At 56.0% G+C, this 15,654-nt stretch carries 14 protein-coding genes; 4 read left to right on the forward strand and 10 right to left on the reverse strand.

The annotated features are described in order from the left end of the window. Position 1: 1 nt before the first annotated feature. From ACYVAC_RS01225 to ACYVAC_RS01240, 4 genes are all read right to left on the reverse strand, one after another. Positions 2-985, reverse strand: a complete 984-nt coding sequence (locus tag ACYVAC_RS01225) for an aldose epimerase family protein (RefSeq protein WP_461095722.1) — start codon at positions 983-985, stop codon at positions 2-4. An 86-nt stretch (positions 986-1,071) separates the two neighbouring features. Continuing rightward, positions 1,072-1,863, reverse strand: a complete 792-nt coding sequence (locus ACYVAC_RS01230; RefSeq protein ID WP_461095959.1) for a TIGR02757 family protein — start codon at positions 1,861-1,863, stop codon at positions 1,072-1,074. Further along, positions 1,863-2,075 (reverse strand): hypothetical protein, encoded by a 213-nt coding sequence (locus ACYVAC_RS01235; protein WP_461095723.1) that lies wholly within the window; start codon positions 2,073-2,075, stop codon positions 1,863-1,865. Before ACYVAC_RS01235 ends, ACYVAC_RS01230 begins: the two co-directional genes overlap by 1 nt. A 108-nt stretch (positions 2,076-2,183) precedes the next feature. Next, the gene (locus ACYVAC_RS01240) at positions 2,184-3,323 is read right to left on the reverse strand and encodes a LysM peptidoglycan-binding domain-containing protein (RefSeq protein ID WP_461095724.1); all 1,140 of its coding nucleotides are present in this window, start codon (positions 3,321-3,323) and stop codon (positions 2,184-2,186) included. Between the two features lie 307 nt (positions 3,324-3,630). Between ACYVAC_RS01240 and porX the strand changes: the two genes are divergently transcribed. Further along, entirely contained in the window at positions 3,631-5,196 is a 1,566-nt protein-coding gene (gene porX, locus ACYVAC_RS01245) for a T9SS response regulator signal transducer PorX (RefSeq protein WP_461095725.1), read from the forward strand. Between the two features lie 86 nt (positions 5,197-5,282). Here porX and ACYVAC_RS01250 read toward each other — a convergent pair whose 3' ends face one another. The 3 genes from ACYVAC_RS01250 to ACYVAC_RS01260 all read right to left on the reverse strand — a co-directional run bounded on the left by ACYVAC_RS01250 (position 5,283) and on the right by ACYVAC_RS01260 (position 9,256). Then, positions 5,283-6,290 carry a ScyD/ScyE family protein gene (locus ACYVAC_RS01250; RefSeq protein WP_461095726.1) on the reverse strand — a complete coding sequence of 336 codons (1,008 nt, stop codon included), beginning with the start codon at positions 6,288-6,290 and terminating at the stop codon, positions 5,283-5,285. A 166-nt stretch (positions 6,291-6,456) separates the two neighbouring features. Then, entirely contained in the window at positions 6,457-8,013 is a 1,557-nt protein-coding gene (locus ACYVAC_RS01255) for an alpha-amylase family glycosyl hydrolase (RefSeq protein ID WP_461095727.1), read from the reverse strand. A gap of 169 nt (positions 8,014-8,182) precedes the next feature. Continuing rightward, positions 8,183-9,256, reverse strand: a complete 1,074-nt coding sequence (locus tag ACYVAC_RS01260; RefSeq protein ID WP_461095728.1) for an Ldh family oxidoreductase — start codon at positions 9,254-9,256, stop codon at positions 8,183-8,185. Positions 9,257-9,411: 155 nt separating this feature from the next. On the opposite strand from ACYVAC_RS01260, the gene ACYVAC_RS01265 reads away from it, so the two are divergent. Then, positions 9,412-11,034, forward strand: coding sequence for a DUF4139 domain-containing protein (locus ACYVAC_RS01265; protein ID WP_461095729.1), 1,623 nt, complete (start codon positions 9,412-9,414; stop codon positions 11,032-11,034). A 178-nt stretch (positions 11,035-11,212) separates the two neighbouring features. On the opposite strand, the gene ACYVAC_RS01270 is transcribed toward ACYVAC_RS01265, so the two are convergent. After that, positions 11,213-11,590 carry a hypothetical protein gene (locus tag ACYVAC_RS01270; protein ID WP_461095730.1) on the reverse strand — a complete coding sequence of 126 codons (378 nt, stop codon included), beginning with the start codon at positions 11,588-11,590 and terminating at the stop codon, positions 11,213-11,215. Between the two features lie 929 nt (positions 11,591-12,519). Between ACYVAC_RS01270 and ACYVAC_RS01275 the strand changes: the two genes are divergently transcribed. After that, positions 12,520-13,719, forward strand: coding sequence for a DUF4932 domain-containing protein (locus ACYVAC_RS01275; protein WP_461095731.1), 1,200 nt, complete (start codon positions 12,520-12,522; stop codon positions 13,717-13,719). A 358-nt stretch (positions 13,720-14,077) separates the two neighbouring features. Here the strand turns inward: ACYVAC_RS01275 and ACYVAC_RS01280 are convergent, their stop codons facing one another. Together ACYVAC_RS01280 and ACYVAC_RS01285 are read right to left on the reverse strand one after the other, a co-directional pair. Continuing rightward, on the reverse strand, positions 14,078-14,578 hold the full coding sequence (locus tag ACYVAC_RS01280) for a hypothetical protein (protein WP_461095732.1): 501 nt from the start codon (positions 14,576-14,578) through the stop codon (positions 14,078-14,080). Positions 14,579-14,775: 197 nt separating this feature from the next. Beyond that, on the reverse strand, positions 14,776-15,213 hold the full coding sequence (locus ACYVAC_RS01285) for a hypothetical protein (protein ID WP_461095733.1): 438 nt from the start codon (positions 15,211-15,213) through the stop codon (positions 14,776-14,778). Between the two features lie 135 nt (positions 15,214-15,348). On the opposite strand from ACYVAC_RS01285, the gene ACYVAC_RS01290 reads away from it, so the two are divergent. Further along, a complete protein-coding gene (locus ACYVAC_RS01290; RefSeq protein WP_461095734.1) occupies positions 15,349-15,636 on the forward strand; it encodes a hypothetical protein in 288 nt (95 codons plus the stop codon). Positions 15,637-15,654 lie beyond the last annotated feature (18 nt).

A 15,654-nucleotide genomic window follows, 5' to 3' on the forward strand; every position in this document is an offset into this window, starting at 1 on the left:
TTTAGTCGAGCCGTACGCTGATGTCGCCACAGAGGGTATGGCCGGGCATGAGCGTAACCAGCCCTTCGCCGTTGTTAAAAGCGTCGGCATTGGCCGTCAGTGATTCGATGGCAACGCTGTCGCGTCGGGTGGGCGTATAACAAACCAGGTAGTCGAGTTTACCCATGCCCGTTTCCTGCTTTACCACCAGACTGACACCCGCTTTGGGCGAATGCAACACCGTTTCGGCCACGGCGTTTTCGGTTGGGTGCAGCGCGTAGATGGCGTCGATCTCCTGACCGGCAAGGGGTATGGTTTCGGCAGGCGCTATCGACTGACGCCCCGTTGGAATCATGGCCGCATCGAGCGCAATGGGCATGCGGTCGGGCAGGGTCAGCGTCAGGTCGTCGACCGATTCGCCGTTGAGCGTGAAGTAGGGATGCCAGCCAAACGCTACCGGGCAGGCCGTTGAACCGCTGTTTTCGGCTTCATACGACAGATGCATTACCAGCGGCCCTGCCGACTGTTTCAGCGAATAGGTCACGGTAAACACAAACGGGAAAGGATAGCCGACGGCATCGCCCGTATGCTCGTACCGGACCACCAGACAAGCTTCGGTAGCCGTTACTTCCTGACTTACGACCGAGAAAGCTTTGTCGTACACCAGCCCGTGAATGGCGTTGTCGCGGCTCATTTCGTTCAGGCGCAGCGCGTACTGCTGATCGCCGAAGCCATAAACGCCGTGTCGCACGCGGCTTGGGAACGGAAACAGCAGCGCACTGGCAAACGACTCATCGGCGACCAGCGCCTGCGCCGACTCGGGGCCGCGCAGCACTGAAAACAGGGTGTCGCCCTTGCGCAGCACCAGTTCGCGCACGATACCGCCGTAGCCGGGCAGGATCGTCATGTATTCGCCAGTGGTGGTATCGGTAATGGTGTACTCGAGCAGGGGTTCGATGGCGTTGGGTAACGTACCAAACGGTTGTGTCGTGATGGTAAAGGCCATGTGGCGGGGTCGATTGGGTTTGCTTTATGGAAGGTTCGTCTGCGAAAGTAAGCTATTCGACCGGCATTTTGTTTGCTCGCCCGCGCCTAGAGTTCGCCCTCGACACCCAAACCAAACAGCGCAAAATCATACCGGACCGGATCGGCGGGATCGAGCTGCCGCAGCGACTCGGTCAGCGCAATGGCCGTTTTCCAGTCGGGAATCGTTTCGTCGCGGCCACTGGTTGTAAGCAGTCCGAGCCGGTGGGCCACCCGGTTTACGTGCACATCGATCGGTATCACGAGTTGGGCGGGGCTCAGTCGGGTCCAGAGGCCGAAGTCGACACCCTGCGTATCGTGCCGAACCATCCACCGCAAAAACATCAGCAGCCGTTTACAGGTCGAGTTACGGGCGGGACTGGCAATGTGTTTGCGCGTACGGGGCGGAAAATAGTCGCTCTCCCGGCAGAACAGATCGTGAAAAGCCACCAGCGCCGGCCCCACCGTGACGGCCTGCGCAACGGCCTGACCGGGCACAAAGGCATCTTCGAGCGTGGTGTGCCCGGCGTAGAACGTCCGAAAAAAATGGATGAAATAGAGCGCGTCGGTGGCGTTGAACGTCCGGTGTTTAAACGCCAGAAACCGCTTCAGGTCCGTTTCCTGGTGGTTGCGGATGAAGTCATAGGGTGCCCCATCCATCAGATCGATCAGTTCGGCGGCTTTGCGCAGGATCACCGGCCGCTGCCCCCAGGCCAGCACGGCCGCCCAGAAACCCATGATCTCGATATCCTGCCGCCCAGTGAAGCGGTGCGGAATCGACACCGGATCGCGCTCGATAAACGCAGGCTGATTGTACTGACGGGCCTTTTGGTTAAGCAGATCGGCCACTTCGGGCCGAATCAATGGGAACGCCCTCCGCTAACGACCCAGGCCATGGCTTTCGATACCCCCGACACGATGGCGAGCAGTGTCGACATCACGAAGGTGAAGACCGCAATAAACGGATACGCCAGCGTGAACATGATGCTGAACGTTACATAGCCGGGCGTGGCTTTCATCTGCTCGTCGCGCTCGCGGTGCCGCCGGGCAATGCGCTCTTCTTTGGTTTCCATAGTTTTGGTTTGTTGGTCGTGGTTTGTTGTTCGTAGGTTCTACGAAAGGCAGTTCGGGCGGAGAACCCTAACTATAAATCTCGAACAACAAACGTCAAACTGCGCAGCCTACGGTGCTATGTAGCTGACCTCTGCCCGAAAACGACGGTCGTCGGGCGAAAGTTTCGCGAAGGCCTGCTGCGAGAGCTTAATCAGGATTTTATCGTTGACGCCTGTGTCGGGCAGGCGACCGATCACTTTTACCCACAGGCTCTGGTTGTTGAAGGCATTGCGCACCTGCACGAGTGTGCCGATGGGCGCTGTGCGGTGCAGAGCCAGGTATTTACCCGATCCGTCGGCCCCATCAATCATTTCGGCAACACCCGTCAGCGATACGCGCCGGCCCCGCGTGGGCATGGGCGCATCGTTGCCCGGACGCGGCAGTTCTACCACTACGGGCGGAGTCGTCGCTTTGGGTTCGGCCGGGGTGCTTGTTTTGTCGGGCCGGGCCGGCGCCGATTCGGCCGGTACTTTCGGAGCCGTTCGGGCAGGTTCAGGCGCCTTAGCTACCGGACGCGACTCGGTCGGACGTGACTCGGTCGGACGCGACTCGGTCGGCTTCGGTTCAGCGGGTTTTGTTTCCGTCGGTTTCGGTTCGGTGGGGCGGGGCGATGGCTCGGTTGTTTTCACGGCCGTGGCAGGCGGGGCGGGTGCCGTTGTGGCCACGCTCGGGCCGGGGCTGCGCTCCAGGTGGGCTTTCTCGCTCACGATCAGCGCCTGCCCGATGAGCACGCTACCCGACGGCAGGTTGTTCCACCGGCGCAGATCGGCCTGAGACACGCCGTAGCGGGCAGCCAGGCTATAGAGGGTCTGCCCTTTCTCAACCACGTGAATACCCGTCCGGACCGGATCGGCGGCTTTGGCGGCTACCCGCACCACCTGATCCTGCGCTTTTTCTTCTTTTTGGATGGCCTTGTCGATGGCTTTGGCCTGCTGGGGACTAAGCGACTTTTCGGGTATCGGGATGCGAACGGTCTGGTCGAAGCGCACCGCATTGCCCAGACCCGGGTTGGCCGCCTGAATGGCCGCTACTGACCGGCCGTAGCGCCGGGCAATGGCGTAGAGGGTCTGCCCCTGATCGACCCGATGCAGAATAAAGCGTTTCCCGTCTTTCTTTTCGACCCCGATCGAGTCGGACACAATGGGACTGGCATATACAAAGCCGCTCATCCACAGCGGGAAGGTCAGCGCAAACAATATCTTCTTCATGGGTTACTATCGGGAGCACCTTTCACGTAAGGCCTCCGTAAAATTACATCAAAAATTACTCCTGATCGTCGAATAAACGGTTTTCTGGCATCAGGCTGGTTGTAGCCAAACGGTTTTTGGGCGCTGGCCGGGCTGTTAAAAAACCTTAAAACTGAACCGGGCAAACACAAGCGGTCGTTTGCAGTTAAACCAACGCAGGGCCGGGCTGGTGGCCATGGAGCCTCAATGACCTCGCCAAACCACCCCCTGTCCGTTATCATTAAACCGGCTGCCGCTTTCCGGGCAGTGGTCATAAACCCCCGATTCCATGCAACACTATTCGATACTCTGGGCCGACGATGAAATTGATCTGCTCAAACCCCACATTCTGTTTCTGAAGAACAAAGGCTACGACGTAACACCGGTCAACAGTGGCGCCGACGCGCTCGATCAGGTGGAGCAAACCAATTACGATGTAGTCTTTCTCGACGAAATGATGCCGGGCATGACGGGTCTCGAAACCCTCGGACAGATCAAGCAGCTGCGGCCCAACCTACCCGTGGTTATGATCACCAAGAGTGAAGAAGAGCATATCATGGAGGAGGCTATCGGCTCCAAAATCGCCGATTACCTGATCAAGCCCCTCAACCCCAACCAGATTCTACTGTCGGTTAAAAAAATCCTCGACAACAAGCGGCTGGTGACCGAACGGACCAACATCGGCTACCAGCAGGACTTCCGGAACATCTCGATGCAGTACAACGACCGGATGACGTTCGACGAGTGGGCCGATGTGTATAAGAAACTCATTTACTGGGAGCTGGAACTCGATAGCTCGCAGGATAAAAGCATGCTGGAAGTGATGAATATGCAGAAAAGTGAGGCCAACGCCACGTTCTGCAAGTTTGTCATGGATAACTACGAGGAGTGGCTCAACGATCCCAAAGCCCCCCACCCCATCATGTCGCATCAGCTGATGCGCAAGAAGGTGTTCCCACTCCTTGACACGTCGGGCAACCAGCCGCCCCTGTTTTTCCTGCTGATCGATAACCTGCGCTACGACCAGTGGAAAGTAATTGAGCCGCTGCTGGCCGATTATTTCACGGTCGAGGAAGAATCGTCGTACTACTCCATTCTGCCTACCACCACGGGCTTTGCGCGAAACGCCATTTTCTCGGGCATGATGCCCAGCGAAATGGAGCGTAAACACCCCGACCTGTGGGTCAACGACGACAGCGAAGACGAAGGCCTCAACAACCACGAAGACGAGTTTCTGCGCCGGCAGCTGGAGCAGAGCCGCCTGAACGTGAAAATGTCGTACCACAAGATCCTGAACGTAAACCAGGGCAAATCGCTGGTCGACAACTTCAACAACCTGCTGCAGAACCAGCTCAACGTGGTGGTGTTCAACTTTGTCGATATGCTGTCGCACGCCCGTACCGACATGGCCATGATCAAAGAACTGGCCCCCGACGAATCGGCCTACCGGTCGATTATGCGGTCGTGGTTCCTGCACTCGCCCCTGCTCGAGTTTGTGCAGAAAGTGGCGGCCAAAGGCGGGCGGCTCGTTGTAACCACCGACCACGGCATGATTCGGGTGCAGAAACCGGCCAAGATTGTGGGCTACCGCGAAACCAACACCAACCTGCGCTACAAGCAGGGCAAAAACCTGGGTTTCGACGACAACCATCTTTTTGTCGGGCGCAAACCCGAGCGGCTGTTTCTGCCCAAACCGCACGTGTCGACAGCCTACGTGTTTACGACCGAAGATTACTTCTTCGCCTACCCCAACAATTACAACTACTACGTGAATCATTACCGCAATACGTTCCAGCACGGGGGCGTATCGCTCGAGGAAATGATTATCCCGTTTGCGTATCTGAAGGCGAAGTAACCGCCCTGGTTTACCATGGCGAAAGCCCCACGGCAACGCCCCGCAGGTCCGTTGCCGTGGGGCTTTCGCGTAGAGTTCGCAGCCCGCTAAAACGTGATTTTCAACAGGGTGTTATCGCCTAGGCTAACCAGATAGCCCGTTCGATTAGCGAGCAACTTCAGATCGGTGGGCTGGTTGAGCGACGACAGCAGCGTGGCTGTACCGGCGGCTGTGGTCTGGGCCAGCAGGCCCGTGTTGGGCGCAAACCCCTGCGGCCCAAAAACGCCGTGTTGGAGAGTCAGAATGCCGCCGTTGCCATCGTTTTCGACATCGACCAGGCTGGTAAAATTTTGCCAGTAAACGGTGAGTTTACCCGTCAAGTCCATCGCATAGACCACCGACTTGCCGGGCGGAAATGGAAACCCAACCAGTGTGCTGAACAGCAGTTGTTTCCCATCGTAGGTGATGCTGGTGGGCACCGCCTGAATAACGGGTGGCCCAACGGACGTTGGGTTGGGCACGCCCGGCACCTCGGCCACCACACTCAGCGCCCCGTTTTTAGCCCGCCGGATAATGGCGTTGGCGGCTGCGTCGGTGATGTACAACGCGCCATCCGGGCCCAAGGTCAGGTTATACAAGTGCGACTCATCGGTATCGTTGACAAACTTGTAGTTGATCACAAACGTGCCGATGTCTTCGGGCACCAGGCTGGCGGCCGCAATGGGCGCATCGCCCGGCTTGAAACCCGACACGTTCACTTTGTATAATCCCTTGGCGTTCAATACATAAAGCAACCCATCGGCATACAGCAGGTGATCGGTGCCGGAAATCTCGTTGTTGGGCAGTTTTTCCGAAAAGAAACCCGTTACAACCGGGTACAGCTGGCCATTGCTGCCCACCATGGTGAGTCGTCCGTCGTTGGCGCCCGTGCCCTGCTCCGTCACAAAAACACGGCCTGTGGGGTCGGTTTCAACGGCAATGGGCGATACCAGATTTCGAGCCAGTACACTCGAACTAACCGTGGGTACAACGGCTGTCAGGCGGTGATCCTCACACGATAGCAGGCAGGCAACAGCCAACAGGCCAGCAGCTCGTTTTAATGCTTGATTGATCATGGTTGTTTAGCGGATTAGTGATTACTGTTTCATGTGTTGGCAGACCAATCCGGCCTGAGCTAACTACTTGAAAAGTAAAACCTTACCACAGTCAACCCGTATCACTTGTTCGTAAGTGGTCGGCGATCAGAGTAAGCGGCTACAAGCCCGACCACTCACCGGAAAATCAGGCCAGCACAGCGAAACAATAAGGCGGAAGCCGGAGGGTACCGTCGGTCAGGGTGGCCCCGTCGTCGGCGCCCCAGACCAGTCCGGTACACCACGCTTCGGTGGGCGACAGCACTACCTCGAGGGTCCGGCGCGACAGGTTAAGTACCACCAGCACCCGCTGCCCGCTGGCCGACTGGCGCACAAACGAGATTGTTTCGGGTTGGCGGATACCCGTTTCGATCAGCCGGGTCAGGTTATCGTTCAGCACCGGCTGGCCGTTGCGAAACTGAATCAGGCGCCGGTAGTGATTGTAAAGTGACTGCGGATCGGCACGTTGCAGCGCCAGTGGCGGCACGGTCTGGCTGGTGGTATAGCGGCCCCGGCGCCAGGTGGTGCGCTGCCGGTCGCGGGCGCGAATGTCCCACAAAAAAGGCTCCCGGATACTTTCGTCGGGTTTCAGGCCCAGCATGCCCAGTTCTTCGCCGTAGTAGAGATAGGGGTTGCCGGGCAGGGTCAGCAACAGGCTGGCCGCTACTTTCAGATGCTGCAGATTGCCTTTCAGCAAACTGCCAATCCGGTTCTGGTCGTGGTTCGACAGAATCAGCCCGTCGATAAAGGCTGGATTGACCGTTTCGAAGGTTCGGTGTACGTAAGCCAGAAACTCGACCAGGTCCTCGCTGTCGCGTTCGCGCCGAACCACCGACTCGATTACCTGCGCCAGGTCGAAGTTGAAATTGGCCCGCAGCCCCCGGAAATAAGGCGCAATGCGGTCGGGACGGGTCCAGACCTCGCCCACCGTGTAGGCGCCCGGCTTGATGGCCTCTACAACCCGACCGAACTCCTCCCAGAACTGGTGGTTTTTGGGTTCTTCCGACTCCCGATACAGGTGGCGGGCCGCATCGAGCCGGAACCCATCCACGCCGACATCGGCCAGCCAGTACCGCACCAGCCGGTAGATTTCTTCCCGTACGGGCGGGTGATCGACATTCAGATCGGGCATGCCGCTCCAGAACATACCGTAGTAACGCTCGGGGGAGCGGGCACCGGGCACCGCATGCCACGGGTTGCGTTCGCCCGAATCGGCCGTAATGTCGCGGGTGTTGAGCCGACGCCGGCGGATTTCGTCGGGGTGCATCCAGTGGTAATAGTGCCGGTACGGGTTGTCGGGCCCTTTCGCCGATTCCACAAACCAGGGATGCCGGATGCTGGTATGATGCAGCACCAGATCGATCAGCACGGCAATACCCCGCCGGTGGGCCTCGTCGATCAGCCGCCGGAAGTCGGCCAGGGTGCCGTATTCCGGGTCGATGCCGTAGTAGTCGGTAACGTCGTATTTGTGGTAAGTTGGCGAGGGGCTCACGGGCATGAGCCAGATGGCCGAAATGCCCAACTCCTGCAAATAATCGAGATTGTTGGTAACCCCGTTGAGGTCGCCAATGCCATCGCCGTTGGAATCGGCGAAGGAGCGCACAAAAATTTCGTAGTGAACACCCGTCTGCCCGACAGAACGCGCCACGGCGGAGGTCGACGGTGGTAAGGAATCAGGTACTGGAGCAGCGTTGGAAGCCGGCATGTAGCGTCATGATAGATAGTCGACCGTCATAACGCCCCCGCTCCCCAATCCGTTTACGTATGCGGATTTTTATGGCTTTCTGCCGCTATCCGGGTTCTTTAGGCCCTGGCCGACAACGTGCTGATCAAGCGCAACGGCCCGATCAGCATGGTCTGGAAACAACGGCTGGCTACTGAACCAGCGTAACGCCGAAGCGGTCGCCCAGTTCGGCCAGGCTGGCCAGCACAGGCTCCGTCACCGGAATACCGCTGGCCAGGCGCTCCGCTTCCATCAGCCGTTCCGGATCACCGGGAATAAGTACCTGTTTGCCAGGCACCGCTCTGGCCTGCCGAAACCGCTGAATCCAGGTATCCATGTGCGTTTTGAACTCGCCCGCCGGCCGGAACGCGTCGATACGCATGGCCCCGAAGAAATGGCCCGTTCCCTGCCCTACGCCCTCGTCGGCTTTCATGAAACCAGCCGTGGCGAAGGGGGGTACCCACGGGCCATAGTTGGCACCCGACAGCACGCCCGAAAAAATATCGACCACTGCACCCAGGCCGTAGCCCTTGTGTGAGCCATGCTCCCGGTCGGTGCCAAGCGGCACCAGCGCCCCCCCGTTCCTGACGGCATTGGCGTCGGGCGTCGGGTTGCCCTCGGCATCCTGCGCCCAGCCCAGCGGAATATCCTGCCCCTTACGCTGCAACAGTTCGAGTTTCCCGTAGGCAACGGCCGTACTGGCAAAATCGGCCAGAAACGTGGGTTCGGTAGCCGCCGGAATAGCCACCGCAATGGGATTGGTGCCCAGCATTTTTTCGAGCGCAAAGGTGGGTGCCACCAGCGGAGCCGCGTGAGTCATGGCCTGCCCGATCATGTCGTGGTCGGCGGCCAGCAGGGCATGATATCCTGCAATGCCGAAATGGTTGGAGTTGCGCACGGCCACCCAGCCGGTACCGGCCACGCGGGCTTTCTCGATAGCCACCTGCATGGCCCACGGACCCACCACCAGCCCCAGCCCGCGATCGCCGTCGACCACCGCCGTCGAGGGGGTTTCGTGCACGATACGGATGCTGGGCTGCGGATTGAGCCGGCCGTTGTCATAGAGCCGGACATAGCCGGGCAGTCGGGCTACCCCGTGCGAGTCGACGCCCCGCAAATCGGCGCTCACCAGCACATCGGCCGCCAGCCGGGCATCGGCTTCGGAACAGCCGATGGCCTGAAAGATCTGTTCCGTAAAGGATCGGAGGTTATTGGCAGTAATCATGGCGCAAAAGTAGCCCCGATTTCGATGCCGGCGCCCGGTCGGCCCGCTTCCCCGCCGGGCCCGACGTTGAAATATATTCCGCAGGGCCCACTAAACCGATGCCGGGCCAGCGGGGTCTATATAACACAAACCACCACTCCGACTGATAATAACGAATGAATCGACTCCTCACCACCGTACTGGTTGCCAGCTTTACCGCCACAACCGCCCTGGCCCAGGTGGCCGATGAACAGCGTGTGCAGGCCACGCTGCGGCAGGCCACCGTATTTCTGACCCGCGCCCAGCTGATGGCCCAGGCAACGGCCACCATCGACGCCGGCACTACCCGGCTCATTATCGACAATGCCCCCGCCCAGACCGACCCGCAGAGCATTCAGGTATCGGGCAAAGGCGACGCCGTGATTCAGGGCGTTCAGTTCCGCACCAACTTTCTCGACAAAGCGCCCCGCCCGGCCTCGCTGCAGCGACTGGACGATTCGCTACGCATCAATCGCGAAGCCTACGAAGCGCTCGTGTTGCAGCAGAGCGTGCTGGACGAAGAACGAAAACTGATTCTGGCCAATAAAGAAGTGGCGGGCAAAGATCAGGGTGCCACCGTGAAGGCCGTGGCCGAGATGGCGGCTTTCTACCGCGATCGCCTGACCAAACTGGGCCAGGAACTGCTGGTCATCAACCGCAAGGTAGTGGAGCAGAAAAAGCGGGTCGACCGGCTGGAGGCTCAGGTGACCGAACAGAATGCCCGGCGCGAACGCCCCGTCGGCGAAATCGAAGTGACGCTGACCGCCCGCACCCGCACCACGGTATCGCTCGATCTGAGCTACGTGGTGGGTAATGCTGGCTGGGCACCCGTCTACGATGTCCGGTTCCGCGATACCAGGAGCCCGGCCTCGCTGGCGTATAAAGCGCAGGTGTACCAGAACACGGGCTTCGACTGGCAGAACATCCGGCTGACGCTGTCGACGGCCAACCCGGCCCTGCCCGGCACCCAGCCTACCCTGCCAACCGATTACGTTGGTTTCTACGACCCCAAACCGCCCGTTCTCTACGACCAGGCCGCTCCCCGCGTTGCTTTCAGCAAGCAGCTACGAAGCAGCGATACCAACGCCGAAGCCACTATGGCAGCCGCAGCTCCGCTCGAAAACACGGCGACGTTTACCCAGGCTGTCGACCAGCCGACGAACGTAAGTTTCGTGATTGCCATTCCCTACACCATTCTGACCAATGGACGCCCCCAGCTGGTGGATGTGCAAACCGCAGAGCTGCCGGCCACGTACCGCTACGAAGTGACGCCCAAACTCGACCCCGACGCGTTTCTGACGGCCCAGCTGACGGGCTGGGACAAGCTGAACCTGCTTAACGGCACCGCCCGGATTTATTTCGAAGGTACCTTTGTGGGCGAATCGCAGGTGAGTCTGGCCGAAGCCAAAGACACACTGTCGCTCTCGCTGGGCCGCGACAAGCGCATCATTGCCAAACGCGAACAGATTCAGGACGTCAACTCGCGGCAGACCTTCGGGGGGAATCAGCGTGAAAACCGGGCGTACCGCATCAGCCTGCGCAACACCCGCTCCGAACCCGTTAGCCTCACCGTCTACGACCAGATTCCGGTATCGACCGACGAGCGCATTGCGGTGCAGCTCACCGACAACGGCGGGGCCGAGCTAAACCCCGAAACCGGCAAGCTGACCTACCGCATCACACTGCAACCCAACGAAAGCCGCACGCTCTCGTTCCGCTACGAAATCAAGTACCCCAAAGACAAAAAGCTGACGCTTTAGACCGGCCCGGCTTTATCCAGCGCCCACGACGCCCCGCGTCGTGGGCGTTTTTTGTTGGTATATCTGTGTGGATTATCAATCCGTGAGTAAGTCTGTAAAGTTCACGTCAATTAGGTATAGATAGCCATAGAACTAGGCAACTTCGGTTAACTAATAACTTTACAAACTAATGAACACGTCAGTCTTTTATTACATATTCATAGTCATTACTCTTTGTAAATATTTTTTTGATTTTACGTTCATCCAAAGTGTATTTTTTCTCATTAATACAGTACGATATTTTATCAAAATTAAAATCCTCATCTGGATAAGCACGCCCAAGTCTTAACTTTGCCTGTGGACTTATAAGGAAATAATAAATTTTATTCGTAGAATCTACTTTCAACAATTCAGCTTGCATTTTTTCGTCTGTATATCTTATATAACGCTTGTATCTCACCTCAACGTTAATGCTATCTGATGTCGAATTGTTAAAAAAAATAATAGGTGGAAACGTATCGATGATGCAGCCCTGCAATACAGCTAAAACAAAAACAAGCAGAAGTAGTCTTTTCATACAAAAATCAGTTTTAGAAATTCTGTGGATTATCTTTTACGTTACTAAACAGGCATTCCAGAAAAGTATAGCAAGGATTCCAATAGCGTGGAGAAACATTATCAAGCGATTCGACTACAGGAAGTTTTCCACGGTGTATCCAAGATAGTAAAAGCGTGTTTTAAAATTTGCAAAGGCTTGAAGTCATCGCTTACATATGATCTATACACTCACACGCTGATACCCAAGATACCCAGCCAATAGTGTAATCACCGCCAACGTATCTAACATCAGGGCAATTAAGCCCACTGTAACCGCAATAACTTCTGCTTTATCATCAGCGGCCTTTTAGACAACAGCTATATAGTGGCTCCTCAAACGGACCAACTAGTTGCTTAGCAGCTTCTTCACTCCTGAAATACCGGCTGACTCAACTCTCCTGTTTATCTCCGGCATAAACCTGCGCAACTATGGCGCAGCCCCCCACGCGCCAACCAGCTAACTCCGCCTTCTGGCAGAGCCTCTGTAACTACATGCGTGGCTCTGTATAGACCACCAGTGAGCGAAGACGAAAGTCCTGTCCATTGCACTTTACCAGGATAGTAGCCACGCAGGGGCGGGCATGCGGGGGCCGACCATAGTCATATTTTATACAATTATTATCAGGGCAATACCTTATAATACGGGTAACATCAGGCCGATTATTCTGGACAAAAAAGTATTGTATTATTTCAATCAATACCGCTGTTTATAGTTTCCTGCGCAACGTTATTGCTACGAACGGCATCTTACCACAAAGTCGCAAATCAACGCGTTGCAAAACCCAACAACGAAACGGGCATCCATGTACGTCGCTATGCCTGCTAATCTCGTGTATAGACTCCTCAAACGGATGGCAGGAACCAATAAATAGCTCTTTTTTTTACTCCCCCCAATCAAGCAACAACATCATGATTACCAGACTACTCTGCCTGTTATTATTAGTTCTTTCGTTCACTGTTTCTACGCTGGCGCAGCCGGGATCTGGTAAGCTGAAAATAACGTACAGCAAGAATATAGAAACCTACTTCCTCGCCGAATTACTGTCGGTCGACTATAGAACAAAAAACAAAGACTGGGAAGCATTTAAGCGCAGGGAATGCGCTACTTACCAACCCATCGTCAACGCTGCGATCGACGAGCTGAAACACCTGGAAAGCGACGATATAGCCTTGAAAACGGCCTTGTTGAACGATACCCTGATGAGTTACGGTCTCGGTAACGATGCCCTGATGGCTCCCTTACTGTATCATAACGAGTTCCCCAATAAGGGGTATCGTGCCGCGTACACGCTCAGGAGTACCAGCTTAAATGAGCAGCGACAAGCCGAGGTCAATACGCTCATCAAACGATACATAGAGGAGTTAAATAACTTTTATCGAACCAAAAACGTGGGCGCTTTTTTTGAAAAACACCAGCGTTTTTACAAAGGAGCCAGTAACGAGGTAGCCCAATATGTCAACGACAATATGACCACTGCCATGGAACAGTTTTATGGCCAGAAAAAACTTGGGTATGTTGTGCTTGTAAGCCCAATGATGATGTGGCCGATCGAAGACAACGAAGGCCGCGGCCTTGGCGCAACCGTTACGCTCCCCAAAGGCGACATCGTCTATGAGATTATGAGTCCGTATGTCAAAGTGAGCGCAGCCGATGTAGTCGAAAAACAGAAGCTTTTCGGTTTCGACTACAAGCCCCGCGCGGAAGCATTAACCATCCACGAATTCGGTCACTCATTTGTCAATAATAACGTAGATAAATTCAGCGCCAGGATTACCCGATCCGACACGCTGTTCACCGATACGTTGAAAAAAGTAATGGCTTCCAAAGGCGTAGCAAGCTGGCAGGTGTATATCATTGAGAGTCTGGTAAGGCTGGGGGAAATACGCGTGGCCGAACGGCAGCATGATAAACAGCGCGCCGAATTACTGAGAAAGTACCATACCAACCAGGAGCACTTTATTTTTCTGCCTCTACTGGAAAGCAGCATAAGGACATACGAGAAGAACAGAAAAAAGTACCCGACATTCAGCACGTTTATACCAGACTTGTTGGACGTAGTTGAACGTAAGGACAAAGCGTTTGTTGAGGCACAGCTGCCAAAGCCGTGAACTACCCTGCCCCAACACCCCCTGCTTGGGTATTGGGATGCCCTGACAGGGGAAGATAGCCGTAGCATCCAGACAAGTCCGTGCCAAAGGACCTATCGTCGACCTACACACGCCAGCTGTCCAGCTATGTCGTGAAGGTCACCCCATTAGCACGCTGAAGCCAGGAAAACGGTATGCGTAGCTATGGCCCGGATGAAAACGGTCCCGAACGGACTCGATAAGATCGTCTCATCAAACCCATTCAGGACCGTTTCTTTTGCACCGCCGGAAAGCTGGAAACGAATTGGATGGCCAGTTGGCAAGCGGCTTGTGTATCGTCACCGGCAGTTGGGTACCACCCGGTTTATGCCTGCGCGGGTTACTTTTCCCAGAGTTTATGCCCGTCTTTATCCAGAATCGCCAGTTTACCCGATACATCTATCATGAGCCGCTTGTTGCTGCCTCCCGATACGTTGGCAGCCCACAGCACCTTTTTGCTGGCATCGCGTATAACCAGATCGCCGTCCGGCTGGAAGTCGAGCTCCTGAGCAGAACCGGAAAACGGAATCGACCACACCACCTGGGTATCGGTATGGGGTAAGTCGCCCAGCATGGTAGACACCGATCGTTCCATGACCAGTTCGTTACTTTTCAAGGTTAGACTGGTATTTGAGCCGGCGGCAGCACCACCCAGAACGATTGGCTTATTGATGGCTAGAGTGAAGCCCCGATCAGCGACCAGCTGATTGGGGCCTCTGACTGGTACGTGGCTCATTTCGCCAGCCTGCAACACGTCGGGACTCATCTGGCCCGTAGCGCCTTGCGCGTGAGCCGTTAAGGACGCGCCTACGAATAGAAAACTAAACAGAATCTTGTACATGATACGGACTATAATGGGTTTGGCGAATAGAAATGATTAATTAATCATTTAAATATACTATCGCGCCCTACTGGCGTTGATGCCTGGCGTCTGGTTTGTATATGAGTTACCTGAATTTGCATACAAACCCCTGTAGAACGGTAAGCAAAGGACCGTTTGCCAGGCGGGCGATCCATGCCAGCGGACGATAGCGGTTATCACCACCGCCAAGTTGTAAATGGTTTGGATGGGGTACGCCTGGGAGCGAGCAGCAGAATAACCGACACCTCCAGTCTCCTTCCCAGTTCGGTTCTGGTATATTCCTCCACCTGGCCCCACCGCTGCTCAATGGGCGAATTGCCGCCCAACGCGGTAGACATGACTATTTTTTCCCGCATGAGTAATGGGGTATTCGGCCCGGTGGCAATCTCCATGAGTAAGGACTGAATACGCGAACCCGGGCCGATCATTCGGCTCATCTCCCGGCGGAGCAACCAGCCCGCTGCCTTTGCCCGGTTAGGGCCTTTTGTTCGCACACGGAAAATCATCATGCCCCGCCGATGGCGATGTCGCCTGGAATAGCTGGGCTTGCGGTTTGGATACGTTGCCCAGTGATACCGCTGGTTAATATCGTTCAGTAAATCGGCTTGTCTCATGGGTTGGGGCGAAAAAGGCAAGATACACGGTTCCGTTCACAAGCCTATGTTCTCTGCTTGTGAATGAAATGAAGAGCCGAACAGCTAGAATGGTCCTGCTTATTAGCGTTACGGTATTCATAAACCAATACGACTATGGCCCCAGAACCTCCGCACCAGCCAGACGACTCCGCCCACCTGGCAGCCCATCGACGCTATGCCCATCGGGCGCGCTGGTACCTGGGCAGCAGTCTATTCCTGACCGGTATGGCCGGTATGTACTGGCAACGGCTGCTTCTGTTCATTCAGCAGCACAAGCCCGTCCTGCTGCAGGGGCTGTGGCTGATCGATCCGATCCTGATAACGCTTTGGTTTCTGGGCTTTTACTATACCCTCAGGAGCCTGCTGACCGGCCCGAACCCCTTCCGGCCCCGCCGGCATTAATGCTTTTTTAAGAAACAA

Source organism: Spirosoma luteolum (assembly GCF_054778875.1).

Coding starts and splice junctions, on each gene's coding strand:
- porX (WP_461095725.1), top strand. CDS start 3,631: ATGCAACACTATTCGATACTCTGGGCCGACGATGAAATTGATCTGCTC.
- ACYVAC_RS01285 (WP_461095733.1), bottom strand. CDS start 15,213: ATGAGACAAGCCGATTTACTGAACGATATTAACCAGCGGTATCACTGG.
- ACYVAC_RS01225 (WP_461095722.1), bottom strand. CDS start 985: ATGGCCTTTACCATCACGACACAACCGTTTGGTACGTTACCCAACGCC.
- ACYVAC_RS01250 (WP_461095726.1), bottom strand. CDS start 6,290: ATGATCAATCAAGCATTAAAACGAGCTGCTGGCCTGTTGGCTGTTGCC.
- ACYVAC_RS01270 (WP_461095730.1), bottom strand. CDS start 11,590: ATGAAAAGACTACTTCTGCTTGTTTTTGTTTTAGCTGTATTGCAGGGC.
- ACYVAC_RS01235 (WP_461095723.1), bottom strand. CDS start 2,075: ATGGAAACCAAAGAAGAGCGCATTGCCCGGCGGCACCGCGAGCGCGAC.
- ACYVAC_RS01280 (WP_461095732.1), bottom strand. CDS start 14,578: ATGTACAAGATTCTGTTTAGTTTTCTATTCGTAGGCGCGTCCTTAACG.
- ACYVAC_RS01260 (WP_461095728.1), bottom strand. CDS start 9,256: ATGATTACTGCCAATAACCTCCGATCCTTTACGGAACAGATCTTTCAG.
- ACYVAC_RS01240 (WP_461095724.1), bottom strand. CDS start 3,323: ATGAAGAAGATATTGTTTGCGCTGACCTTCCCGCTGTGGATGAGCGGC.
- ACYVAC_RS01255 (WP_461095727.1), bottom strand. CDS start 8,013: ATGCCGGCTTCCAACGCTGCTCCAGTACCTGATTCCTTACCACCGTCG.
- ACYVAC_RS01290 (WP_461095734.1), top strand. CDS start 15,349: ATGGCCCCAGAACCTCCGCACCAGCCAGACGACTCCGCCCACCTGGCA.
- ACYVAC_RS01265 (WP_461095729.1), top strand. CDS start 9,412: ATGAATCGACTCCTCACCACCGTACTGGTTGCCAGCTTTACCGCCACA.
- ACYVAC_RS01275 (WP_461095731.1), top strand. CDS start 12,520: ATGATTACCAGACTACTCTGCCTGTTATTATTAGTTCTTTCGTTCACT.